The sequence below is a fragment of the Streptomyces sp. NPDC127098 genome (assembly GCF_042722465.1).
GTDB lineage: Bacteria > Actinomycetota > Actinomycetes > Streptomycetales > Streptomycetaceae > Streptomyces > Streptomyces millisiae.
The window spans coordinates 21,772-45,310 of the sequence record NZ_JBHXFJ010000064.1 but is presented as its reverse complement, the minus strand read 5'-3'; the positions used below and the strand labels follow the sequence as shown (position 1 = coordinate 45,310).

The following is a 23,539-nucleotide window of genomic DNA, read 5'->3' as shown; positions in this document are numbered from 1 at the left end:
GGCCGGCGAGGCGCGGTCGGCGGCGCCCACTGGCTGCTCGCCTGCGACGCGCTGGCCGCCGCCGCGGCGCCGGTGGTGGCCGGCCCGTCCCGGCAGCCCGCCGCCCTCGCCCTGCTCTCCCTGGCCCTCGTGGGCGCCGTCTTCGCGGCGCTCAACCGGGCCCGCGGCCTGTACCGGCCCACCCTCTCCGGCGGCGCCCTCGACGAACTCCCGCCGCTGCTCGGCCACTCGGCCCTCGCCTGGTGCGCCGCCGCCGCGCTCTTCGCCGAGCGGCACGAGCCCACCAGGACCCTCGCCCTGGTCTCCGCCCAGACCCTCCTGGCCGTCGCGGCGCGCGGCACCGTCCACGCCACCCGCCGCCGGGCCGCGCGCCGCTGCCCGCGCCCCACGCTGATCGTCGGCACCGGCCCGCACGCCCAGCGCGTCGCCGCCATGCTCGCCCAGCACCTCGAGTTCGGCATGCGCCCCGTCGCCCTCGTCGGCCCGATGCCGGAACGGCTGCCCGAGCGCACCCGGCTGCCCGTGCTGCCGCTCGGCGACGACCTCGGCCGGGCGGTGCCGCCGGGAGCCGTCCGGCACGTCGTCTTCGCCCGGCAGCCGCAGCGCCGACTGCTGCGGCTCTTCTGGGAACGCGGCTGCGCCGTCTGGTGGATCGAGCCCGCCCCGGCCGGCGCCCGCGCCCCCGGCGCGCCGCGCGAGAGCCACGTGTGGGGCTACACCTGCCGCCGCCTCGACCCGCCGCGCCGCCACCGGGTCGCCCGCTGGGGCAAACGCGGCCTCGACGTCGTCGTCGCCGGCGCGGCCCTGGTCGCCGTGGCCCCACTGCTGCTGCTGTGCGCCCTCGCCGTCCGGATCGCCGACGGGCCAGGCGTGATCTTCCGGCAGGAGCGGATCGGCGAGGACGGCCGGCCGTTCGTCATCCTCAAGTTCCGCAGTCTGCGCCCGGCCGACGACCGGGAGGCCGCCACCCGCTGGAACATCAGCCAGGACGGCCGGATGTCCCCGGTGGGCCGGCTGCTGCGCCGCACCTCGCTCGACGAACTGCCGCAGCTGTGGAACGTGCTGCGCGGCGACATGAGCCTGGTCGGCCCGCGCCCCGAACGACCGCACTTCGTCGAGCGGTTCAGCCGGGTCTACCCCGGCTACGCGGACCGCCACCGGATGCCCGTCGGGCTCACCGGGCTCGCCCAGGTCAGCGGCCTGCGCGGCGACACCTCCATCGAGGACCGCACCCGCTTCGACAACCTCTACATCGAGACCTGGTCGCTCTGGCAGGACATCCGCATCATGCTGCGGACCGCCGCCGCCTGCCTCCGCCTCGGAGGCAGCTGATGCCCGCGACCACCGCGCTCGCGCACCGCGGGCCCGCGCTCGTCCCCGCCGCGCCGGCAGGGCGTTGGCGGCTGCTGCCGCTGCTGGCCACCGTGCTGCTGCTCGCCGTGCCGGTCGGCGGCCTCAGCCTGGCCGGCTCCACCGCCACGCCGGCCGACCTGGCCTCGGTGGCGCTCGCCGGCTGCTGCGCGGTGCTGCTGGCCCGCGGCCGGCGGCCGCCGCTGCCGCAGCGCGCCGCGGTGGTGCTCGGCGCCCCGATCCTCGCCTTCGCCGTCGCCACCGTCACCGCCGCCGACCCGGCCGCCGCCCTGCCGGGACTGCTGCGCCTCCTCCAGACCTTCGTGGTGGTGCCGCTCTGCCTGGTGCTGCTGCTGCGCGACGCCCGGGACTTCCGGCTCGTCGCCGGCGCACTCGTGGCGCTCGCGCTGGCCCAGGGCGGGCTCGGCTGCTGGCAGTACGCCACCGGCTCGGGCGCCTCCTACATGGGCCAGAACGTCCGCGCCGTCGGCACCTTCGGCCCGCTCCACATCATGGGCATGGCCGCCACCGTCTCCCACGGCCTGGTCACCGCCCTCTGCCTCGGCCTGGCCGCCCACCGCACCGCCCCGCGCTGGTGGCGGCCCGTCACGCTCGGCTGCGCCGCGCTTCTCACCCTGCCGCTCGCCGTCTCGTTCAGCCGGGGCGCCTGGCTGGCCAGCGGCGTGGCCGTGCTCACCGTGGTCCTGCTCGCCGCGTTCGGCTCGGGACGGCGTGCCCGGCGCACGCTGCTCGCCCTGCTGGCCGCCGGCACGCTGCTGGTGGGTGGGGCCGCGCTCGGCTCCGGCATGGTCGCGGACCGGCTCAGCAGCATCGGCGACGTCACCGGCACCCCCGACCAGTCGGTCGTCGACCGGTACGCCATGTGGCAGGCGGCCCTCGGCATGTGGCAGGACCACCCGTGGACCGGCACAGGCCCGCGCGGCTTCGCCGACCACCGCGACAGCTACGCGTCGCTCGCGCTCTCCGCCGGCAGCGACACCGGCGGCGCCGGCGCCGCGTTCCAACGCCAGGAACTGCTCTCCCCGCACAACATGTACCTGCTGCTGCTCAGCGAGATCGGCCTGCTCGGCACGGCGACGGTCCTCGGCTGCTGGGCGGCGCTGCTGGTCCTCGCCCTGCGCCGGGCGCGGCGGGCCGGCGACGGCCGGCCGAGCGCGGCCGGCCTGGCCGCCGTCGGACTCCTGGTCTGGCAGCTCGTCAACTTCCTGTACGCCGACATCGGCGGCCCCACCACCGTGCTGACCGCCGTCGCCCTCGGCCTCACCGCCTGGTGGGCGCTCTCCCCGGCGGCGCTCGAGGAGCGGGGGCCGACGTGAGCGAACGCTTCGTGGCCCGGGCCGCCGGCCTCACCGCGGCGCTGACCGCGGCCGGCGCGCTGTGCGGGCTGCTGCGGGACCAGATCATCGCGACGCTGTACGGAGCCGGCGGCGCGACGGACGCGTTCCTGGTCGCCTGGACCGTGCCGGAGTTCGCCGCCACGCTGCTGATCGAGGAGGCGATGGCGCTGGTCCTGGTGCCGGCCTTCAGCCTGGCCCTGGCCAGCGGGGGCGCCCGACCGCCGCGGGCGCTGGTCGCGGCCACGCTGCCGAGGCTGCTGCTCGCGCTCGCCGCGGCGAGCGCCGCCCTGGCGGCGGGCGCGCCGCTGCTCGTCAGGCTCCTCGCCCCGGGCCTCGCCGACCGGGACCTCGCGGTCGACTGCACCCGGCTGACGGCAGTGACGATCCTCACCTTCGGACTGGCCGGATACCTCAGCGCGGCGCTCCGCGCCCACCGCGACTTCCTGCCGCCGGCGGCGATCTACGTCGCCTACAACGTCGGCATCGTCGCCACGGCGCTGCTCCTCCACACCACCTACGGCATCCGCGCCGCCGCCACCGGCGTCGCCCTCGGCGGCCTCCTGATGGTCCTCCTGCAACTCCCCTTCTTCCTCCACCGGCTGCGCCTGCCGGCGCCCGGTCAGAAGGCGACCCCCACCACCCACCGGCCGCCCGCGGTGGGCCTGCCGGCGGAGGCTGGACCTGACGGCGGTCGGTTCGCGGTGGCGGTGGCTGACCACGCTGCCGCCGGCGCCGGCGCCGGCGCGCCGGAGCGGCCGGTGGCCGGGTGCTGTGTGCCGCCTGCGGCGGGCAGGTCGGCGGGTGGTGGGGGACCGGGGGGCGGACCTGCCGGCGGCGGGGCGCCGGGTGCGGCGCGCCTGCCGGCGGCGGGTTGGCTGATCGATGAGGGGAGCCCGGGGGCGGCGGCCGGTGGCGAGTCCTGGAGTGCGGAGGAACCGGGCCGGCCGGGTTCCGCGGCGGCGGCCGGCACGGCGCCGCCGGGGGCGGCCGTGCGGCGGAGCTCGGCCGTGGCCGCCCGCCTCCGTGAGGGGCCTGCCGGAGGAACCTTCGAGGCGCTCAGGCCGCCAGGCCGCGTGGCGCTCAGGCCGCCAGGCCAGCTCGTGGTGCCGGTGGTGCTCTTCGCGTTGAGTCGGCAGGCGCAGGTGCTGGTCGAGCGGTTTCTCGCCTCGTCGTTGCCGTCCGGGGCCATCTCGTGGCTCAACTACGCCCAGAAGGTGGCCCAGTTGCCGATGGTGCTGGCCATGATGGTCTGCACCGTCACGCTCCCCATGGTCGCCGGCGCGGTCGCCCGTGGGGACCTGGCGGGGGCCAGGCTGCGCGTCGAGCGCGATCTCGTGGTGGCCGCCGTCGTGGTGCTGGTCGGCGCCGCCTACGTCGTAGCCCACGCCCCACGGATCATCGAACTCCTCTTCCAGCGCGGCGCGTTCGACGCGCAGGACACCGCGGCCACCGCTGCCGTGATGCGGGTGTACGCCGTCGGTCTGCTGGGCCACACCCTCACCGGCGCGCTGGTCAGGCCGTTCTTCTCGGCCGCCAGGCCCACCTGGTTCCCGTTCGCCGCCATGGCCGCCGGGCTGCTGGTCACCGTGGGCGGCGGCCTGGTCGCCACCCCCCGCTGGGGCGCCGCCGGCATCGCCGCCGCCAACGCGGCCGGCATCACCGTCACCGCGGCGCTGTTGCTGCACGGACTCGCGTCCCGCACCATCCCCGTCGACCCCCGCCGCGTCCTCGGCCGCGTCGGCCGCCTCGCGCTGGCCGCCGCCGTCGCCACCGCCGCCGGCTGGGCGGCCGCCGACGCGGCGGCGACGCTGCCCGCGCCCGCCGCGCTCGCCACCGGCGCCGTCCTCGTGCCCGCCGTGTTCGCCGCCACGGCGCACGCGCTGCGCGTGCCCGAGGCCCGCGAGCTGCTCGCCCGGATTCCCGGACTCGCCCGTCTCCCGTCCGCTCTCACCAGGAGGCACCTCACCCATGGCCCATGACGCCAACGCCCCCGCGCCGCTGTGGCTGTTCATGTACCACTCCGTGGCCTACACCAGCCCCGACCCGTACCGCATCACCGTCACCCCGGACCGCCTCTACCAGCAGCTGGCGTGGCTGCGCCGCCGCGGGCTGCGCGGCGTGTCGGTGAGCGAGCTGCTGCGCGCCCACGAGCTCGGCCGGGCCGAGCGGCTGGTCGGGCTGACCTTCGACGACGGGTACAAGGACTTCCTCGACTACGCCGTCCCGCTGCTGCGCGGCCACAACTGCACCGCCACCGTCTTCGCGCTCCCCGGCCGCCTGCACGGCAGCAACGCCTGGGACGCGGACGGCCCGCGCAAGCGGCTGCTCAACGCCGACGGCATCAGGGCCGCCGCGGCGGCCGGCATGGAGATCGGCTCGCACGGCTTGCGGCACCTCGCGCTGACCAGCCTCGACGACGCCGCGCTCGAACGCGAGATCACCCACAGCCGGGACCTGCTGCGCGAGATCACCGGCCGCTCGGTGGCCGGGTTCTGCTACCCCTACGGCGCCGTGGACACCCGGGTCGCCGACGCCGTGCGGGCCGCCGGCTACTCCTACGCCTGCGCCGTCAAGCCCGGCTCGCTGACCGGCCGTTACGCGCTGCCCAGGATCCACATGGGCGAGTCCGACGGGCCGCTGCGGATGCGCCTCAAGCGGCGGCTGCACCCGCTGCGCCGCCGCGGCGTCCGGCTCGAGGCACCGCCGGCCGGAGTGGTGGCCCGTTGAAGCGCGCGCTGCACGTCATCACCGGGCTCGGCGTCGGCGGCGCCGAGCGCCAGCTGCGGTCCCTGCTGCGCCGGCTGCCACTCGCCTGCGACGTGGTCACCCTCACCAACGCCGGCCCCGTCGCGGCCGAACTGCGGGCCGACGGGGTCGCCGTCACCGACCTCGGGATGCGCGGCAACCGCGACGTCGGCGCGCTGCCCAGGCTGGTGCGGCTCATCAGGGGCGGCGACTACGACCTGGTCCACACCCACCTCTACCGGGCCTGCGTCTACGGCCGGCTCGCCGCGCGGCTGGCCGGCGTGCGGACCGTGGTCGCCACCGAGCACTCGCTCGGCGCCCACCGCATCGAGGGCCGGCCGCTGACGCCCGCCACCCGCGCCCTCTACCTGGCCGGCGAGCGGCTCGGCGCGGCCACGGTCGCGGTCTCCGGCACGGTCGCCGGCCGGCTGCGGGACTGGGGCGTGCCGGCGAACCGGATCCACGTCGTGCCCAACGGCATCGAGCCGGCCACTTTCGCCTTCGACGAGGAGGCGCGGGCGGCGGTCCGGGCCAGGCTCGGGCTGCCGGAGGGCGCCGTGGTGGTGGGCGGGGTCGGCCGCCTGGTGCCGGAGAAACGCTTCGACGTGCTGCTGCGGGCCGTCGCGGAGCTGCCGGAGCACGTCTGGCTGGTGCTGGCGGGCGCCGGCCCAGAACGGGCGGGGCTGCGCCGGCTCACGGCGCGGCTGGGCATGACGGGCCGGGTGGCGCTGGTCGGCGAGTGGCCCGACATGCCGGGGCTGCTGTCGGCCTTCGACCTGTTCGTCTCGCCGTCCACCGAGGAGACGTTCGGCCTCGCGGTGCTGGAGGCGCTGGCCGCCGGGCTGCCGGTGCTGCACGTCAGCTGCCCGGCGGTGGACGAACTGCCGCGCCAGGAGGCGCCGGGCGCGCGACGCGTCGAGGCCACCGTGCCCGACCTGGCCAGGGCGCTCCGCGCCGAGCTGGCGCTCGGTGTGCGGCGGCTGCCGGTGCCCGAGGTGGTGCGGCGCTACGACATCGACCGGGCCGTGGCGCAGCTGATGACCGTCTACGAGGAGGTGCGTCGCTGATGCGACGGGTCCTGGCCCGCTGGTGGCCGTTCGCCCTTCCGGTGCTGCTCGGCGCGCTGCTCGGCGCGGGGTACGCGCTGCTGGCCGAGCGCGAGTACGCGGCCAGCGGCTACGTGGTGGTGCGGGCGGCGGGGGAGGCCGATCCGGCGGCGGCGGTGGGCCTCGCCCAGTCGTACGGGCGGATGGCGACCAGCGAGGCGGTGCTGGACGCGGCCCGGGAGGAGGCCGGCGGCTCGGCGGCCGAACTGCGCGGCCGGGTGCGGGCGGCGACGTCGCCGGACGCGCCGGTGATCGAGATCACCGGACGCGCGCCGGGTGCCGAGGCGGCGGCGCGGGCCGCCAACGCGGTGGCGCGTGCCCTGATCGGCTACGCGGCGGAGGCGGAGCCCGAGACGGCGGCCGAACTGGTCGAGCTGATGCCGGCCCGCGCGCCGGCCACGCCGGTCTCCCCCGCGCCGCTGCTCTCCCTGGCCGTGGGCACGTGCGCGGGCGCCCTCCTCGGCACCGTCATCCAGCTGGCCCGGGCCCCGGCCGCCGGCCGTCCTGCCTCGGCCGGCGAACCGGTTCCGACGGAGGAGCCGGGTCGGGGCGGTGAGTCCGTGCCGGTTGGGAGGGCCGTTCCGGCTGGTGCGTCCGAGGCGGCGGGCACGCTGCCTCGGACCGAGGCACCACCGGCCCAGGCCGCCCCGCCAGCCGAGGAGTCCGATCCGGTCGAGGAGCGCGCATCGGCCGCGGGCACCGTTCCGGCTGAGGTGCCGTCGGCGCAGGTGTTCCTGCCGGTCTGCGTGTTCGAGCCGGTCGGTGAGTGCTCGTCGGCGGTGGAGCCGCCTCCGTCGGCCGAGGATCCCGTGCCGGCCGCCCGCCTTGCGGGCGAGGCCGACACGCCTGTGGGCGGCGCCGCCCCACTGACGGAGAAGAACAACCCCGCACCGGCCCTACCCAGCGGCTAGCGGCCGCGCTCCGCGCCGCCGTTGACGGCGACGACCTGGGCCGTCACATGGCCGGCCGCGTGCGAGGCGAGCCAGTGCAGCGTCTCCGCCACGTCGCCCGGCTCGCCGGCCCGGCCGTTGGCCGTCTCGGCGATCAGCGCCCGGCGCCGCTCCTCGGGGATGCTCGGGCCGAAGAACTCGGTGTCGTCGATGAAGCCCGGCGCCACCACGTTCACCGTCACCCCCCGCGGGCCGAGCTCGCGGGCCAGCGCGAACGCGTAGGGGTGCAGCGCCGCCTTGCTCGCGCCGTAGCCGCTGGAGCCCGAGCCCCGGTGGGCGGCGATGGAGCTGAGGAAGAGCAGCCGGCCGCCGGGCGAGGCGAGCCGGTCCTTGAGCGCCTCGGTGAGCAGCACCGCCGTCAGCGTGTTGGTGCGGAAGTTCACGGCCCACTGGTGCGCCGTCGCGGCGAGCGGCTCCACGTCGGCCGGCGGCCCGGGTTCGAGGTTGCCGTTGCCGCCGGCGTTGTGCACCAGCACGTCCACCGTGCCGAAGCGGTCACCGATCTCGGCCGCGACCCGCGCCACCTGGGCCGGCTCGGTCAGGTCGGCGGAGAGCGGCACCGCGTCCGGCAGTTCGGCCGCCGCCCGGTCCAGGACCTCCCGACGCCGGCCGATCAGTACCGTCGTGTCACCGTCCCGCGCGAAGGCGCGCGCCGTCGCGAGGCCGATTCCCGTGCCGCCCCCGCTGATCACCACTGTGCGTCCTGCCATGGCGCTGACCGTATCGCCTCGCGCCTCACCGTGGGGCCTGCCACGTCACCGCGGTGCCCGCACCGTCGGGGCCCGGGCCGAGGGTGACCGAACCGCCGAGGGACTCGGCGCGCCGCGTGAGGTTGCGCAGCCCGCTGCTGCGCCGCCGCCCGGCCGGCAGCCCCCGGCCGTCGTCGGCGACGGTCAGCCGCACCGCGTCCCGCCCGTCAGGCAGCCGGGCCGTGACGTCGACCACCACGTCGACGCGGCCGGCGTCCGCGTGCCTGGCGGCGTTGGACAGGGCCTCGCGCAGCGCCGCGATCAGGTGGCGCGCCGTCTCCTCGCCGACGAGCGCGTCGACGGGCCCGGTGAACGTCACGGACGGCGGGAAGCCGAGGATGGCGGCGGCCGTGCCGGTCTCGCGCAGCACGCGGGTGCGCAGGGCCGCCGGCGCCTCCTCGGGCGGCTGCTGGAGGGCGAAGATCGTGGTGCGGATCTCCTGGACGGTGGCGTCGAGTTCGTCGGTGGCGCGGTCGATGCGCCGGGCGACCTCCTCACGGTCACCGGCCCGCCGGGCGCCCTCGAGCCCCATGCCGACCGCGAACAGCCGCTGGATGACGAGGTCGTGCAGGTCGCGCGCGATCCGGTCGCGGTCCTCCAGAACGGCCAGCTGCTCGCGGTCCCGGCGCGCCCGCGCCAGCAGCAGGGCGAGCGCGGCCTGCTGGGCGAACTGGGTGGCCAGGGCGCGTTCCGGCACCGAGTAGGCGGGGGCCCCCGGGGCGCGGGAGATGACCAGCGCGCCCAGCGTGGTGCCGTCGCTGGCCAGCGGCAGCAACATGGTGGGGCCCTGCCGGTCGGCGAGGGCGGCGATCAGCGGGAGCTCCGCGGGCGCTGGCTCCTCCAGGACGACGGGCTCGCCGCCCAGCGCCCGCCGCAGCGCCGGCGCGTCGGCGGGGACGGTGGTGCCGATCACGCCGCCCGCGGCCTCGCCGCTCGCGGCCACCGCCTCGATGTCGCGTGAGTCGTCGGCCGCCGGCACGAGGACGACGCCGGTGGCGGCGCCGGCCAGCCGCAGGGCCTGCTCGGCGACGACGGCCAGCGCGTTGTCCTCGTCGGCGGAGAGCAGCGAGGCGGTGAGCTCCAGGCTGCCGTCCATCCAGCGGGCCTGCTGCCGGACGGCCTCGTGGAGGCGGGCGTTGCCGAGGGCCGCGCCCGCCTCGGTGGCCAGCACCCGCAGCAGCTGCCGGTCCTCGGCGGTGAAGCCGTCGGCGGTGGCGCCGCGCTTGCCGGCCACCTGGAGCAGGCCGTAGGTGGCGCCGTGGACCGGCACCGGGACGGAGAGCGGCGGGGCCGGGCCGCCGTTCAGCAGGGCGTCGACCAGGGGTTCGGTGCGGCCGGCCGGGTCGTCTGGCGCGGTCGCGCCGTGCGTGACCAGGCGGCCGACGGCGCCGCCCACCTCGTCGAGGACGGCCAGGGCGGCGTAGCGGGCGTCCGCCAGCTCGGCCGCGGCCCGCACGATCCGGTCCGGCACGGCCTGGGGCGCGATGTCGCCGCCGATGGCCTCCACGGCCCGCAGCAGGCGGGGCAGCTCCCGCATGAGCCGAGGATAGTTACTCCCGAACCAGGGCGAAACTCGTGTCCAGGGCGCCCGCCGGGCCCGGCCGGGTGGCGGCCTCCCGCTCCAGCATCCGCCGGAACGGGCCGTCGACCGACGCCAGCTCGGCGTGCGGACCGCGCTGCACCACCCGGCCGCCGTCCAGCACGAGCACCTCGTCCACGCCGTCGAGGCCGGCGAGCCGGTGCGTGATGAGGACGGTGGTGCGGCCCTCGGTGGCGGTGAGCAGGTCGGTGGTGAGCGCGTCGGCGGTGGGCAGGTCGAGGTGCTCGGCCGGCTCGTCGAGCACCAGCACCGGGAAGTCGGCGAGCAGCGCCCTGGCCAACGCGAGGCGCTGCCGCTGGCCGCCGGAGAGCCGGGCGCCGAACTCCCCCACCAGGGTGTCGAGGCCGTCCGGCAGCTCGGCGTCGACCCAGTCGAGCAGCCGGGCGGCGGCGAGCGCGTCGCGCAGCACGCGGTCGTCCGCGTCGGGGCGGGCGAGACGCAGGTTCTCCCGCAGGGTGCTGTCGAAGATGTGCGCGTCCTGGGCGCACAGGCCGACCAGGCGGCGGACGTCGTCGCCGGCCAGCGTCGTGGCGTCGTCCCGGCCGAGGGTGTAGGCGCCGGCGGTCGGGTCGAGGAGGCGCAGCAGGCAGTGGGCGAGGGTCGTCTTGCCGGCACCCGAGGGGCCGACGACGGCGATCCGGCGCCCGGGGGTCAGCTCCAGGTCGACGTCGCGCAGCGCGGGCTCGGCCGCGCCCGGGTGGCGGGCGGTCAGCCCACGCAGCCGCAGCGGGAAGGGGCCCTCCGGCGCGGGCGCTGGCTCGGCCGGCTCCCGCACCGGGTCCTGCGCCTCGGTGATCTCACGGATCCGCTCGGCGGCCCGGCGCGCCCGCTGCCGCTGCTGGGCGGCGCCCGGCAGACCGGCGACGGCCTCGAAGGCGGCCAGCGGAACCAGGACGGCGGAGGCCAGCCAGACGCCGTCCGCCACGGTGGGCACGGCCAGCGCGGCGGCCGCAGTGACGGTCAGGCCCGTGAACAGGGTGGTGAGCCCGGCGCCCAACGCGGTGACGGCGGCGGAACGGGCCGCGAGAGCGGTGAGTTCGCGGTCGGCCGCGCGCAGCGCCGCCTGGCGGGCGGGCAGCGCGCCGGCCACGGTCAGCTCGGCGGCGCCGGTGAGCAGGTCGACGGTCTGGGTGGCGAGCTCGCCCCTGGCCGGCGCCAGCCGCCGCTCGGCGCGCCGCGCGAGGGCGGCGGCCAGGGCGGTGACGCCGAGCCCGGCGGCCAGCAGCCCGACGGCCAGGGCGACGCCGGCCGCGGGCGACAGCCAGGCGGTGAACGCGACGGCGCCGAGGCCGACGGTGACGGCGGCGGCGACCGGCAGCAGCCAGCGCAGGAAGTAGTCCTGGAGCGCGTCGACGTCGGCGACCAGCCGGGAGAGCAGGTCGCCGCGCCTGGCCGGACCGAGCCCGGCGGGCGCGAGCCGTTCGAGACGCCGGTAGACGGTCACCCGCAGCTCGGCGAGGATCCGCAGCACCGCGTCGTGGCTGAGCAGCCGCTCGGCGTACCGGAAGACCGCCCGCCCGATGCCGAAGGCGCGGGTGGCGGTGACGGCGACCATCAGATAGAGCACCGGCGGCTGCTCCCAGGCCCGCGAGATCAGCCAGCCGGACGTGGCCATCAACCCGACGGCACTCCCCAACGCGAGCGCCCCGAGAAACATGGCCAGCGCCAGCCGACCCCCCTGCGGTTTCGCGGTGGCCCGCACCCAGGCCAACACGGGCGCCGGGGGCGCCGCGTCAGCGCCCTCGCCTGACGGCGCGTCCGCCCGCTGCGCGGGCAGCGAAGCGGCGCCGCCGGCGCCGGGCCCGCCGGCCGGGGGGCCATCGATTGTGTCGGCGAGCGGCGTCTGGCCGGCGCGCCGCGCCGGCACCGCGTCGGCGTCTTCGGCGCCCTCGCGCGAGCCATGGCCGGCCCGGTCGGTCGTGCCGCCTGCGTCCGCCCGCTGCGCGGGCAGCGGAGCGGCACCATCGTCGCCAGCCTGGCCGGCGGCGAGGTCATGGGGCGTGGCGTCGAGCGGACCGACGTCACTCGACACACGCGGTGTCTCGCCGGCGCGCCGTGCCGGCACCACGTCCGCCCGCTGCGCGGGCGGCTGGCAGGCGCCACCCGGCGCCCCCGCGCCGAGCGTCGGCTGACGCAAGCCTTCGGCCAGTTCGCCGGCCCCGCCGGCCCCGCCGGCCGCAGGCCGGTTGTCGGCGGCCGTCGCCGCCAGGGCGGCGGCACCGGCGCTGCCCGCCGCGCCCGCGACGGCTGCGCCGCCGGGCGCTGGCTCGGCCGCCGGCAGGCAACCGGCCGGCCAGGCGCTTGGTTCCACGTGAAACACTCGATCGGCCGCGGCGAGCAGCGCCTCGCGGTGGGTGACCAGGAGCGCCGTGCGGCCCTCCGTCAGGCGCCGCACCGCGGCGACGACCGCCGCCTCCGTCTCGCCGTCCAGCGCTGCCGTCGGCTCGTCGAGCAGCAGGATCGGCCGGTCGGCGAGGAAGGCCCTGGCCAGCGCGACCCGCTGCCGCTGGCCGGCCGAGAGGCCGGCCCCGCCCTCGCCGAGCCGCCGGCCCGGGTCGAGGTCGCCGGCCGCCGCGTCCCGCAGCGCCGCCGCCACCGCCGCGTCGTCCGCCTCCGGCCGGGCCAGCCGCACGTTCTCCGCGATCGTGCCGGCGAACAGCCGCGGCTGCTGTGGCACCCACGCGATCCGCCGGTGCCACTCGGCCAGGTCGAGCGTGGTCAGGTCCAGGCCGCCGACCAGGACCCGCCCCTCCGCCGGCGTCACGAACCCGAGCACGGCCGCCAGCAGCGAGGACTTGCCGCCGCCCGAGGGGCCGGTCAGGGCCACCGTCTCGCCGGGGGAGACCACCAGGCTGGTGGGGGCGAGCGCGTCCACCGTCCGACCCGGGTACCGCACCGCCAGGCCGTCCACGGCGATCTCGACCGCCGCCTCCCCCGGCACCGGCTCGCGGCCACGCGCCGGCGGCTCGGTCTCCAGCACCGCGAAGACCTCCTCGGCCGCCGAGAGGCCCTCCTGCGCCGCGTGGAACTGGGTGCCCACCTGGCGCAGCGGCAGATACGCCTCCGGAGCGAGGATCAGCACCACAAGACCGGTGTAGAGGTCGAGCTCGCCGTGCACCAGCCGCATGCCGATGCTCACCGCGACCAGCGCCACCGAGATGGTGGCCAGCAGCTCCAGCGCGAACGAGGACAGGAACGCGATCCGCAGCGAGCGCAGCGTGCCGCGTCGGTAGTCGGCGGTGATGGCGCGGATGTTCTCGGCCTGGGCCTTGGCCCGCCCGAAGACCTTGAGCGTGCCGAGGCCCGCCACCACGTCGAGGAAGTGGCCCGAGAGTCGGGTCAGCTGTCGCCACTGCCGATCCATGTGGGCCTGCGTCGCCCAGCCGATCAACACCATGAAGAGCGGGATCAGCGGCAGCGTGCCGGCGATGGTGGCCGCCGAGATCCAGTCGTCGGTCACGATCCTGGCCAGCACCGCGACCGGGACCACGACCGCGAGTCCCAGCTGCGGCAGATAGCGGGCGAAGTAGCCGTCCAGCGCGTCGATCCCGCGGGTGGCGAGCGTCGTCAGCTCGCCCGTGGTGCGGCCCGCGAGCCAGCCGGGGCCGAGCGCCGCCGCGTGCTGGAGCAGGCGGGTCCGCAGCTCCGACTTCACGGCCGCGCTGGCCCGGTGCGCGGCGAGCTCGGTGAGGTAGCTCACCAGCGCTCGTCCGAGCGCCGTGGCCGCGAGCAGCAGCAGGGGGGTGCGCAGCTCGGTGACGTCGAGCCCGTCCACGAAGGCGTCGGTGACGATGCCGGCGATCAGCACCGCCTGCCCGATCACCAGGAGCGCTCCCGCCAGGCCGAGCGCCACCGAGGCGGCCAGGAAGCTCCGGGTGGCCCGGGCGTGGCGCAGCAGGCGGGGATCGATCGGTCTCATGGTCGTGTGGCTCTCAGGAGGCGAGGTGCTGGGTGCCTATGCGCTTGCGGAACACCCAGTAGGTCCAGCCCTGGTAGACCAGCACCACCGGGGTGGCCAGGACCGCGCACCAGGTCATGATGCGCAGGGTATAGGGGGCCGACGAGGCGTTCTCGACCGTGAGGCTCCAGCCGGCGTCGAGCGAGGAGGGCATCACGTTCGGGAAGAGCGCGAGGAAGAGCGCGGTGAATGCCGCCACGACGAGCAGTCCCGAGCAGACGAACGCCCACCCCTCCCGGCCCGCCGCGTTGGCCAGCAGCGCGGCGACCAGCGCCGCGGCCACGACCACCAGCGCCGCCAGGCTGCGGCCGTTGCCGCTGTCGGCCTGGGTCCACAGCAGGAAGACGGCGGCCAGCGCGCCGGTTGCCAGGCCGAGGAGGCCGGCGGCGCGGCGGGCCCTGGTCCTGATGTCCCCCACCGTCTTGAGCGCCGTGAACACGGCGCCGTGGAAGGTGAAGAGCACCACGGTCAGCACGCCGCCCAGCAGCGCGTAGGGGCTGAGCAGGTCCAGGAGGCCGCCGACGTACTCGAAGTCGGCGTCGATCGGCACCCCGCGCACGATGTTGGCGAAGGCCACGCCCCAGAGGAACGCGACCGTCAGGGACGTCACGAAGATCGCCCGCTCCCAGTTGCGCTGCCAGGACTCCTCGGGCCGCTTGTGCCGGTACTCGAAGGCCACGCCGCGCACGATCAGGCAGACGAGGATGGCCAGCAGCGGCAGGTAGAAGCCGGAGAAGAGGGTGGCGTACCACTCGGGGAAGGCCGCGAACGTGGCGCCGCCGGCGGAGATCAGCCAGACCTCGTTGCCGTCCCAGACCGGGCCTATGGTGTTGATCAGCACCCGCCGCTCGGCGCGGTTCCGGGCCAGGGTGCCGGTGAGGATGCCGACGCCGAAGTCGAAGCCTTCGAGGAAGAAGTAGCCGACCCACAGCACGGCGATGATGACGAACCAGAGTTCGGGAAGACTCATCGGGCCAACTCCTCAGTACGAGAACGCCATGGGGCGGTCGGCGGCGGGGTCGTCCCCGCCGATCCTGCTGGGGGGATTGAGGTCGGACTCGGTGAGCTCGGGCGGCCCCGCCTTGGCGTACTTGACCATCAGCCGCACCTCGATCACCGCGAGCACCGCGTAGAGGGTGGTGAAGACCAGCAGCGAGATGAGCACCTCGACCTGGGAGACCCCGGGCGAGACCGCCGCCTCCGTCTTCAGCAGTCCGTAGACCACCCACGGTTGTCGGCCCGTCTCGGTGAAGATCCAGCCCCAGGCGTTGGCTATCAGCGGGAAGAGCATGGTGAGCAGCGCGAGCCGCCAGTACCAGCGGGTCAGCAGGTGGGGGAGCTCACGCTTCCTGGTGAGCGCGAGCCGCGGCCGTTCGTCCTCGCCGGTGCGGAGGCTCTCGTCGAGCCACAGGCGCCGGCGGGTGAGCCAGAGTCCGGCCGCGCCGAGCGTGGCGGAGGCCATGCCGAAGCCGATCATCCAGCGGAAGCTCCAGTAGGCCAGCGGGATGTTGGGCCGGTAGTCGCCGGGCCCGTACTGCTCCTGGAGCGCCTCGTTGGTGTCGTTGATGCCGGGCACCGGGTCGGAGAAGTTGTCGTGGGCGAGGAAGGAGAGCAGCCCCGGCACCTCGAACGCCACCACGTTGTGGCCCTTGTCCACGTCGCCGATGGCGAAGATAGAGAACGGCGCGGGCGCCTCGGTGTCCCACAGGGCCTCGGCCGAGGCCATCTTCATCGGCTGCTGCTCGTACATGATCTTGCCGAGCCGGTCGCCCGAGACGGCGGTCAGCAGACCGGCGACCACCATGGTGATCAGCCCCACCCGCAGCGAGGTGCGCATCACGGCGGTGTGCCGGCGGCGCATCAGGTGGTAGGCGGCTATGCCGACCATGAACGCGCCGCCGGTGAGGAAGGCGGCCGTGATGGTGTGCGCGAACTGGGCCACGGCGGTGTTCTGGGTCAGCACGTGCCAGAAGTCGGTGAGCTCGGCCCGGCCCGACTCCTCGTTGATGCGGTAGCCGACGGGGTGCTGCATCCAGGAGTTGGCGGCCAGGATGAAGTAGGCCGAGATCACGGTGCCCACCGCCACGGTCCATATGGTGGCCAGGTGCAGCTTGGGCGGCAGCTTGTCCCAGCCGAAGATCCACAGGCCGATGAAGGTGGACTCGAAGAAGAAGGCGATCAGCGCCTCGAAGGCGAGCGGCGCGCCGAAGACGTCTCCGACGAAGCGGGAGTAGTCCGACCAGTTCATGCCGAACTGGAACTCCTGCACGATGCCGGTGACCACGCCCATCGCGATGTTGATCAGGAAGAGCTTGCCCCAGAACTTGGTGGCCCTGAGGTACTTCTCGTTCCTGGTGCGCACCCAGGCGGTCTGCAGCCCGGCGGTGAGGGAGGCCAGGGAGATGGTGAGGGGGACGAAGAGGAAGTGGTAGACGGTGGTGATGCCGAACTGCCACCGCGCCAGCGTCTCCGGTGCGAGAGCGAGATCCACGGTTCTTTCTCCTCCGCGATGCGCGTGGCGCCTGCCGCGCGCGGGCCGAGCTCCAGGGCCGGGCGACCAGTACTCCCGACCTTGTGAACGTATTCACATTCACAAGCCATTATGGAACACGCGCCCGACCGCCCTGCGGCCGGGGTCCCCAAACCGGAATCAGTCCGGCACGCGCCCGCTGTGGAAGGCCGCTGTCGTGCGCAGCAGCAGGTCGTTCGCCGCCCGCTCGCCGATCGTCACGCGGGCTCCCTCGCCGGCGAACGGGCGTACCGTGATGCCCACCCCCTCGCAGGCCGCCGCGAACTCCGCCGTCGCCTCGCCGAGGCGCAGCCACACGAAGTTCGCCTGCGAAGGCGGCACCGTCCAGCCCTGCGCCGCCAGCTCGGCCGTCACCCGCTCCCGCTCGCCGACCAGCGCGTCCACCCGCTCCAGCAGCGCCGCCTCGCTCCGCAGCGAGGCGATCGCCGCGTCCTGCGCGATCTGGCTCACCCCGAACGGCACGGCCGTCTTCCGCAGCGCCGCCGCCACCGGCTCGTGCGCCACGGCGAAGCCCACCCGCAGCCCGGCCAGGCCGTACGCCTTGGAGAAGGTCCGCAGCACGCAGACGTTCGGCCGGTCCCGGTACAGCTCGATCCCATCCGGCACGGCCGGGTCCCGCACGAACTCCCGGTACGCCTCGTCGAGCACCACCAGCACGCCGCTCGGCACCCGGTCGAGGAAGCGCGTCAGCGCCGCCCGGGAGAGCGCCGTGCCCGTGGGGTTGTTGGGCGTGCAGACGAAGACAAGACGGGTCCGCTCGGTGATCGCGTCGGCCATCGCGTCCAGGTCGTGCTCCTCGCCCGCCGTCAGCGGGACCCGGACCGACGTCGCCCCCGAGATCTGGGTGATGATCGGGTACGCCTCGAAGGACCGCCACGCGTAGACGACCTCGTCGCCCGGGCCCGCCGTCGCCTGCAGCAGCTGCTGGGCCACCCCCACCGAGCCGGTGCCGGTGGCCAGGTGCGACACCGGCACGTCGAACCGCTCGGCCAGCTCGGCCAGCAGCGCCGAGCACGTCATGTCCGGGTAGCGGTTGAGCGAGCCGGCCGCGGCCACGGCGGTCTCGAGCACCCCGGGCAGCGGCGGGTACGGGTTCTCGTTCGAGGACAGCTTGAACGAGACCGAGCCCTGTCCCGCCGCGCGGCCCGGCACATAGGCCGGGATGCCGTCCAGCGCCGGGCGCAGCCGCGGTCCTGCGGGCCGGGAGGCGGCGGGGTCCTGAGAAGATGCGGTCGTCACGCTTCCCACCCTATGAGGCCCCTCGATCTTTTGAGGAGACCCCTCGAAAGGGGGATCCCGGGGGCCCAGGCGCGCTCGGCGTCGGATTCGCGCCCGTGGCGAGCGCCCTGGCGCGCCCTCCCCGTGAGGGTGATGCGGGGCCTGTTGAATTTCCCGCTCGCGCCGGTGAACGCGCCCCCTCGCACCCGGTAAAGGCGTCCTCGGGCGGCCCGATGGCCTGGCTAACGAAGGCTCATATCCCTTTCGTCCTTGCTGAATCGTGCCGTCGTGCGGCTCGCTGCGACCAGCGGCACCCACCCCGGCCCGGGCCTAACATCAGGTCGCCATGACAGCAGCGAAGCATCAGGTGAGCCGGTCATCCGGTCGCCGGACAAGCAGGCGGGCCGGCATCCGAGAGGTCGCCGCGGCCGCCGGTGTCTCGATCACGACTGTCTCCGACGCGCTCAACGGGAAGGGTCGACTCCCCGAGGTCACCCGCCGCCACGTGCGCACCGTGGCCGACCGCCTCGGCTACCGGCCGTCAGCCGCCGCCCGCACCCTGCGCACCGGGAAGTCGGGGCTGATCGGGCTCACGGTCACCACCTACGGCGAAGAACCGTTCACCTTCACCGAGTTCGCCTACTTCGCCGAGATGGTCAGGGCCGCCACCTCGGCCGCGCTCGCCCGGGGCTACGCGCTGGTCATCCTGCCCGCCGCCTCCCAGCACCGCGACTTCGACGTCTGGTCCAACGTCGCGCTCGACGGCACCGTGGTCATCGACCCCTCCGACCACGACCCGGTGGTCAGCGAGCTGGTCAGGCAGGGCATCCCGGTGGTCTCCGACGGCCGGCCCGGCGGCAGCCTGCCCGTCACCGCCTGGGTGGACAACGACCACGAGGCCGCCGTCACCGACCTGCTCGACCACCTCGCCGCCGCCGGCGCCCGCCGGATCGGCCTGCTCACGGGGACCAGCACCGACACCTACACACGGCTCTCCACCACCGCCTACCTCAACTGGTGCGAGCGCAACGGCCAGGACCCGGTCTACGAGGCGTACCCCGCGCACGACCCCTGCGCGGGCGCCGTCGCCGCCGACCGGCTGCTGGCCCGCGCCGACCGGCCGGACGCGGTCTACGGCCTCTTCGACCCCAACGGCACCGACCTGCTGGCCGCCGCCCGCCGCTACGGCCTGGGCGTCCCCGACGACCTGTTGATCATCTGCTGCAGCGAGTCGAGCGTCTACGCCAGCACCGAGCCGCCCGTCACCACCCTCTCGCTCAAGCCGGGCCGCATCGGCACCACCGTGATCCAACTGCTCATCGACGCCATCGAGAGCGCCGCCGGGCGCGCCCCCGCCGCCGCGCCCGCGCCCGAGGCGGTCCACCGTGTGATGCCGACCGAGCTGATCGTGCGCACCTCGTCCCAACGCCCGGCCGCCCGGCGGGTGCCCGCGCCGGCGCCGTCCGCCACCGCGTCCCCCTCGCCCGCGCGCCCGCCCCGGCGTCAGCTCCAGGTCCCGGGCGACCGCGTGGGCGCCGTCAGGGTGACGGCCCCTCGCACACCCCCTGCCGCTGACCAGTAGATTCCGATAGACAGGTGTGTCACAACTGGGGGCCCGGATTCCTATGATGGGCGAACGGCACCGGGACCTGGCCCGCCAGGCAGGCCCTGCAGGCGGTGAAGACGGCGCGTAGTGGTGGAGGGGTCGATGACTCAGGGGGCCGGCCAGGCACCGGAGGAGTGGCACGGCGTGGACCAGCCCGCGGACCCGGGTCGCGTGGGTGGTCCGGAGGATGATCTCTACACGCCCACGGAGCCGGACCTCCCCGTGATCGAGGGGGCGGGTCCGCTCTACGTGGTCGGTGACGTCCACGGCTACCTCGACGAGTTGCGCGCCGCGTTGCGCGAGGCCGGCCTGACGGACGCCTCGGACAACTGGGCCGCGGGCAACGCCCGGCTGTGGTTCCTCGGCGACTTCACCGACCGCGGCCCCGACGGCGTGGGCGTGCTCGACCTGGTGATGCGGCTCTCCGCCGAGGCCGCGGCGGCAGGCGGCTACTGCAAGGCCCTGCTCGGCAACCACGAGCTGCTGCTGATCGGTGCCAGCCGGTTCGGCGACACCCCCGTCGAGTCGGCTGCCGGCACCGCCTCGTTCCAGGCCGCCTGGCTGCTGAACGGCGGTCAGCGCACCGACATGGAGCGGCTGCAGGACCACCACGTCCAGTGGATGTCCAGGCTCGACTCGATGGCCCTGGCCGACGGTCACCTGCTGCTCCACTCGGACACCACGGCCTATCTCGACTACGGCGGCACCGTCGACGACGTCAACGACGCGATCTGGCAGGCGCTCCAGCGCAACAGCGTGGAGGAGACCTGGGAGCTGTTCCGCAAGTTCACCAAGCGGTTCGCCTTTCGCGACGAGGACGGGCCGCAGGCGGTGCGGGAGTTGCTCGACACCTATGGCGGCAAGCGGGTGGTGCACGGCCACAGCCCCATCCCGTACCTGACGGGCGAGGGACTCGGGGGCGCGGACGCCGAGTCGGAGGGCGCGGAGGGTGAGGAAAGCACGCCGGGCGTGCGCGGTCCGCACGTGTACGCCGATTCGCTCGCCATCGCCATGGACGGCGGAGTGACCATGGCCGGAAAGCTGCTGGTCGCAAGGCTGCCGTTGCCCGAGTAACCGGCGGGGACTGTTTCCCCCGGCTTCACCGAGCGTTGTCCCGCGTGTTCGGCCGCGTGGCCGGGCAGAGGAGAGCTGTCGGGGTGGGCGGCGCGATTGTCTTGGCGAATTCCGGAATTCCCTGTCACAGAGGCCGGATGCGCTCTACCATCGGGGTCCGCTCACCAGCTTGCTGCCCATGAGGCCCTGGGGACGCATATGAACAGCGCTGACGGATTGTCACCGGAGGATCAGGCCGATTTCGAGCGGATCCTCGACGAGGCGCTGCGGACTGCCCGTCTGGCGGCCGGCGGTGACCGTTTCGAGGTCGACCGGGTGCGGTCGCTCGCGATGGACGCGCTGCCGGAGATCGCCTCGGCCGCCGAGGAGGAGCACCGCCGACTGGTCGCGCTGCGCCGGTCGTCGGGAGTGCCCGGCGGGGGCGGCCCGGGTCCGAGACCGTCGTCCCCCGGCGGGGAGGAACGTTCCGCCGGGGTCGGTCTGGTGGCCGTCGTCACCACGCTGGTGCCGGTGCTGTCCGCGATCGCCGCCGTGGTCTTCCTGCTGCTCGGCTACGCGCTGCGGCTCGCGGAGCCCGAGCCGGGCATCGCCGAGCGGATGCGCGCGGTGGGCTGGGTGTTCGCGACGGTGGCGGGGTTCGGGCTGCTGGTGGCGCTCGGCGGCCTCGTGGTCGCCGCGGCGCGGAACGGCGCGTCCACCGCGATCCGGGCCTCGGCGCCGGCCGAGGAGCTGGCGCGGGCGCGCGAGGAGTGGCGGCGCGCGTTGCACGACGGGGGCGTGGTGCCGTTCGTGCGCGCTGCCGCCGGTCAGCACCACCCGCAGGGGCGCACGCCGCGCCTGCGGTTCTCCAGCCCGCGCTTCTCGAGCCCCGACTTCTCCAGCTCGACCGGCGCCGCGCCGCGGCCGCGGCCGCGCTACGGCCACCCGCGGTTCTCCGGGCCCGAGTTCGGCAGCCCGGCGTTCACCAGCCCGGCGGAGGGCGAGGACGAGCTCACCGATCCGCGGTTCGCGAGCCCGGAGTTCTCCGGCCCGGACTTCGGCAGCCCCGACTTCACGAGCCCGGCCGCGGGCGAGGACGACGAGTCCCGCGAACGGCGCTATGACAGCCCGGACTTCTCCAGTCCCCAGTTCTCCGGCCCCGAGTTCTCGGGCTCCGGTTTCGAGGGTCCTGGCTTCGCGGGTCCTGGCTTCTCCGGGCCGGCCGGGCGGGACGAGGATCCCTCCGCCCGGCCCGGTCGCACCCGTCCCGACCGCGGTGGGCCCAGGGACCCCGACTAGGGTCCGGCCCCCGCGGCGGCGGCCTCAGGACAGGAAGCCCTCGATCACCCGGGCCACGCCGTCCTGGTCGTTGGAGAGCGTGTGGTGCGGCGTCGCGGCCAGCACCGCCGGGTGGGCGTTGGCCATGGCGTACGCGGTGCCCGCCCAGCCGAGCATGGCCAGGTCGTTGGGCATGTCACCGAAGGCCACCACCTCGGTCGGGTCGACGCCCAGCTCGCGGCAGCGGCCCGCGAGCGTGCTGGCCTTGCTGACGCCTGGGCCGCTGATCTCCAACAGCGCGTTCGGGTTGGAGCGAGTGAACTCGCCGTGTTCGCCGGCCACCGCGCGGCCGAGCGCCAGGAACTCGTCCGGGTCGAGGTCGCCGTGGTGGGCGAGCAGCTTCAGCACCGGTTGGCCGCCGAACGCCGGGTCGTCGGCGAGCAGCGACTCGGCGGGCGCCACCCGGGACGCGGGGTCGGTGACCATCGGCGCGTAGCCGGGCTCGTGGTGGAAGCCGCCGGCGCGCTCCACGGCGAACGCCACCCCGGGCGTGGTGGCGCGCAGGGCCCGCACGATGGCGAGGGCGTTGTCGAGCGGCAGCGGGCGCGTCGCGACGAGTTCGCCGCCGCGGCGCAGGTCGACGACGGCCGCGCCGTTGCCGCAGATGGCCAGGCCGTGCGCCGGCACGTGGTCGCGGACGGGGCCCATCCAGCGGGCGGGCCGGCCGGTGACGAAGAGGACGTGGATGCCGGCGGCCTCGGCGGCGGCCAACGCGGCGACGGTGCGGGGCGAGACGGTCTTGTCCTCGCGCAGCAGCGTGCCGTCGAGGTCGGTGGCGATCAGCCGGGGGCGGAGTCCCGCCGGTATCCGGGGGATCGTGGGCGCGGGGCCCTGGGCGTGGCGGAGGGCGGGCGAGGGCGCGGGGGAGGGTGTGGGCACAGTCCATCAGCATATGCAGGCACATTCGTGCGACGGCTCACTCGGATGTGAGACGCTCCGGCCGCGCCCGGAACCTGTCGGGAAGCGGCGCAAGGCTGGCGTGAAAGGGCCTACGCTTGCTGCTCATGGCTGTCTCGTCGGCGCTTCCCCTGCGACTGTCCACCGTGATCCTGCCCGTGTACCGCTGGTCGACCGAGGGCCGGCGGACCTGGCAGCGCGCCGAGGAACTCGGGTTCCACACCGCGTACACCTATGATCACCTCTCCTGGCGCAGCTTCCGCGACCGCACCTGGTTCGGCGCCATACCCACGCTCACCGCCGCCGCGGCCGCCACCGAGCGGCTCCGCCTCGGCACCCTGGTCACCTCGCCCAACTTCCGGCACCCGGTCACCCTGGCCAAGGAGCTGATCACGCTGGACGACGTCTCGGACGGCCGGGTGACGCTGGGCATCGGCGCGGGCGGCACCGGCTTCGACGCCACCGCCCTCGGCAACGAGGCGTGGGCGCCGCGGGAGCGCGCCGACCGGTTCGGGGAGTTCGTCGGCCTGCTCGACCTGCTGCTCAGCGAGGGCGGCAGCGGCGGCGTCTCGTACCAGGGCGACTTCTACGCCGCCCACGAGGTCCGCAACGTGCCGGGCTGCGTCCAGCGCCCCCGGCTGCCCTTCGCGGTGGCCGCCACCGGACCCCGCGGCATGCGGCTCGCCGCCCGGCACGGCCAGGCGTGGGTGACCACCGGCGACCCGGCCTCGGTCGGCTCCACGGCGGCCGGCTTCTACCGGTCGCTGGCGCGCCAGGTCGAGCGCCTGGAGAGCGTCTGCGAGGAGGTCGGGCGTGAGCCGTCGACGCTCGGCCGGGTGCTGCTCGACACCAGCGCCTTCGCGCCGCACGGCGTCTCGCCGCTCGCCTCGGTCGACGCGTTCGCGGAGTACGCGGGCACCTGCGCCCGGCTCGGCTTCACCGAGGTCGTGCTGCACTGGCCCGTGCCGGACTCGGTCTTCGCCACCGACCAGGCCGTCTTCGAGCGGATCGTCACCCAGGTCAGCGTCCCCTAGGGGCTCACCCGGTCGGCCTATGCACAAGGTAGGGGGAAAGAGCTACC

General features: G+C 75.4%; 17 protein-coding genes. 10 read left to right on the top strand and 7 right to left on the bottom strand.

Features of this window, described 5'->3' with window-relative positions:
* The 6 genes from ACFWI8_RS29610 to ACFWI8_RS29585 all read left to right on the top strand — a co-directional run.
* On the top strand, positions 1–1,332 hold a 1,332-nt coding region (locus ACFWI8_RS29610; RefSeq protein ID WP_387097811.1), incomplete at its 5' end, for an exopolysaccharide biosynthesis polyprenyl glycosylphosphotransferase.
* Positions 1,332–2,687 carry an O-antigen ligase family protein gene (locus ACFWI8_RS29605; protein ID WP_387097808.1) on the top strand — a complete coding sequence of 452 codons (1,356 nt, stop codon included), beginning with the start codon at positions 1,332–1,334 and terminating at the stop codon, positions 2,685–2,687. The genes ACFWI8_RS29610 and ACFWI8_RS29605, both read left to right, overlap by 1 nt.
* Complete coding sequence (locus ACFWI8_RS29600; RefSeq protein ID WP_387097805.1) at positions 2,684–4,687, top strand: lipid II flippase MurJ; 2,004 nt, start codon at positions 2,684–2,686, stop codon at positions 4,685–4,687. The genes ACFWI8_RS29605 and ACFWI8_RS29600 overlap by 4 nt, the downstream gene beginning before the upstream one ends.
* Positions 4,677–5,435 (top strand): polysaccharide deacetylase family protein, encoded by a 759-nt coding sequence (locus ACFWI8_RS29595; RefSeq protein WP_387097803.1) that lies wholly within the window; start codon positions 4,677–4,679, stop codon positions 5,433–5,435. The genes ACFWI8_RS29600 and ACFWI8_RS29595 overlap by 11 nt, the downstream gene beginning before the upstream one ends.
* Positions 5,432–6,520, top strand: a complete 1,089-nt coding sequence (locus ACFWI8_RS29590) for a glycosyltransferase (protein ID WP_387097800.1) — start codon at positions 5,432–5,434, stop codon at positions 6,518–6,520. The genes ACFWI8_RS29595 and ACFWI8_RS29590 overlap by 4 nt, the downstream gene beginning before the upstream one ends.
* On the top strand, positions 6,520–7,470 hold the full coding sequence (locus ACFWI8_RS29585) for a hypothetical protein (RefSeq protein ID WP_387097797.1): 951 nt from the start codon (positions 6,520–6,522) through the stop codon (positions 7,468–7,470). Before ACFWI8_RS29590 ends, ACFWI8_RS29585 begins: the two co-directional genes overlap by 1 nt.
* Here ACFWI8_RS29585 and ACFWI8_RS29580 read toward each other — a convergent pair.
* The 6 genes from ACFWI8_RS29580 to hisC all read right to left on the bottom strand — a co-directional run bounded on the left by ACFWI8_RS29580 (position 7,467) and on the right by hisC (position 17,585).
* Positions 7,467–8,219 (bottom strand): SDR family NAD(P)-dependent oxidoreductase, encoded by a 753-nt coding sequence (locus ACFWI8_RS29580; protein ID WP_387097794.1) that lies wholly within the window; start codon positions 8,217–8,219, stop codon positions 7,467–7,469. The two genes, ACFWI8_RS29585 and ACFWI8_RS29580, sit on opposite strands and share 4 nt — an antisense overlap.
* A gap of 25 nt (positions 8,220–8,244) precedes the next feature.
* Positions 8,245–9,795, bottom strand: a complete 1,551-nt coding sequence (locus ACFWI8_RS29575) for a GAF domain-containing protein (protein ID WP_387097791.1) — start codon at positions 9,793–9,795, stop codon at positions 8,245–8,247.
* A gap of 13 nt (positions 9,796–9,808) precedes the next feature.
* Positions 9,809–13,777: a thiol reductant ABC exporter subunit CydD gene (gene cydD / locus ACFWI8_RS29570; RefSeq protein WP_387097788.1), complete on the bottom strand. Its 3,969-nt coding sequence runs from the start codon at positions 13,775–13,777 to the stop codon at positions 9,809–9,811.
* Between the two features lie 13 nt (positions 13,778–13,790).
* Positions 13,791–14,786 carry a cytochrome d ubiquinol oxidase subunit II gene (gene cydB, locus ACFWI8_RS29565; protein WP_387097785.1) on the bottom strand — a complete coding sequence of 332 codons (996 nt, stop codon included), beginning with the start codon at positions 14,784–14,786 and terminating at the stop codon, positions 13,791–13,793.
* Positions 14,787–14,798: 12 nt separating this feature from the next.
* The gene (locus ACFWI8_RS29560) at positions 14,799–16,307 is read right to left on the bottom strand and encodes a cytochrome ubiquinol oxidase subunit I (protein WP_387097782.1); all 1,509 of its coding nucleotides are present in this window, start codon (positions 16,305–16,307) and stop codon (positions 14,799–14,801) included.
* Between the two features lie 159 nt (positions 16,308–16,466).
* Entirely contained in the window at positions 16,467–17,585 is a 1,119-nt protein-coding gene (gene hisC, locus ACFWI8_RS29555; RefSeq protein ID WP_387097779.1) for a histidinol-phosphate transaminase, read from the bottom strand.
* Between the two features lie 325 nt (positions 17,586–17,910).
* On the opposite strand from hisC, the gene ACFWI8_RS29550 reads away from it, so the two are divergent.
* From ACFWI8_RS29550 to ACFWI8_RS29540, 3 genes are all read left to right on the top strand, one after another.
* Positions 17,911–19,146 (top strand): LacI family DNA-binding transcriptional regulator, encoded by a 1,236-nt coding sequence (locus tag ACFWI8_RS29550; protein ID WP_387097777.1) that lies wholly within the window; start codon positions 17,911–17,913, stop codon positions 19,144–19,146.
* Between the two features lie 126 nt (positions 19,147–19,272).
* Positions 19,273–20,244, top strand: coding sequence for a metallophosphoesterase (locus ACFWI8_RS29545; protein WP_387097774.1), 972 nt, complete (start codon positions 19,273–19,275; stop codon positions 20,242–20,244).
* 198 nt (positions 20,245–20,442) lie between these two features.
* Positions 20,443–21,522: a hypothetical protein gene (locus tag ACFWI8_RS29540; protein ID WP_387097771.1), complete on the top strand. Its 1,080-nt coding sequence runs from the start codon at positions 20,443–20,445 to the stop codon at positions 21,520–21,522.
* A 24-nt stretch (positions 21,523–21,546) separates the two neighbouring features.
* On the opposite strand, the gene ACFWI8_RS29535 is transcribed toward ACFWI8_RS29540, so the two are convergent.
* Positions 21,547–22,440, bottom strand: coding sequence for an HAD hydrolase family protein (locus ACFWI8_RS29535; protein WP_387097768.1), 894 nt, complete (start codon positions 22,438–22,440; stop codon positions 21,547–21,549).
* Between the two features lie 125 nt (positions 22,441–22,565).
* Between ACFWI8_RS29535 and ACFWI8_RS29530 the strand changes: the two genes are divergently transcribed.
* A complete protein-coding gene (locus tag ACFWI8_RS29530) occupies positions 22,566–23,492 on the top strand; it encodes an LLM class flavin-dependent oxidoreductase (protein WP_387097765.1) in 927 nt (308 codons plus the stop codon).
* Positions 23,493–23,539: the final 47 nt, after the last annotated feature.

Coding starts and splice junctions, on each gene's coding strand:
- ACFWI8_RS29605 (WP_387097808.1), top strand. CDS start 1,332: ATGCCCGCGACCACCGCGCTCGCGCACCGCGGGCCCGCGCTCGTCCCC.
- ACFWI8_RS29595 (WP_387097803.1), top strand. CDS start 4,677: ATGGCCCATGACGCCAACGCCCCCGCGCCGCTGTGGCTGTTCATGTAC.
- ACFWI8_RS29585 (WP_387097797.1), top strand. CDS start 6,520: ATGCGACGGGTCCTGGCCCGCTGGTGGCCGTTCGCCCTTCCGGTGCTG.
- ACFWI8_RS29580 (WP_387097794.1), bottom strand. CDS start 8,219: ATGGCAGGACGCACAGTGGTGATCAGCGGGGGCGGCACGGGAATCGGC.
- ACFWI8_RS29575 (WP_387097791.1), bottom strand. CDS start 9,795: ATGCGGGAGCTGCCCCGCCTGCTGCGGGCCGTGGAGGCCATCGGCGGC.
- cydD (WP_387097788.1), bottom strand. CDS start 13,777: ATGAGACCGATCGATCCCCGCCTGCTGCGCCACGCCCGGGCCACCCGG.
- cydB (WP_387097785.1), bottom strand. CDS start 14,786: ATGAGTCTTCCCGAACTCTGGTTCGTCATCATCGCCGTGCTGTGGGTC.
- ACFWI8_RS29550 (WP_387097777.1), top strand. CDS start 17,911: ATGACAGCAGCGAAGCATCAGGTGAGCCGGTCATCCGGTCGCCGGACA.
- ACFWI8_RS29545 (WP_387097774.1), top strand. CDS start 19,273: ATGACTCAGGGGGCCGGCCAGGCACCGGAGGAGTGGCACGGCGTGGAC.
- ACFWI8_RS29540 (WP_387097771.1), top strand. CDS start 20,443: ATGAACAGCGCTGACGGATTGTCACCGGAGGATCAGGCCGATTTCGAG.
- ACFWI8_RS29530 (WP_387097765.1), top strand. CDS start 22,566: ATGGCTGTCTCGTCGGCGCTTCCCCTGCGACTGTCCACCGTGATCCTG.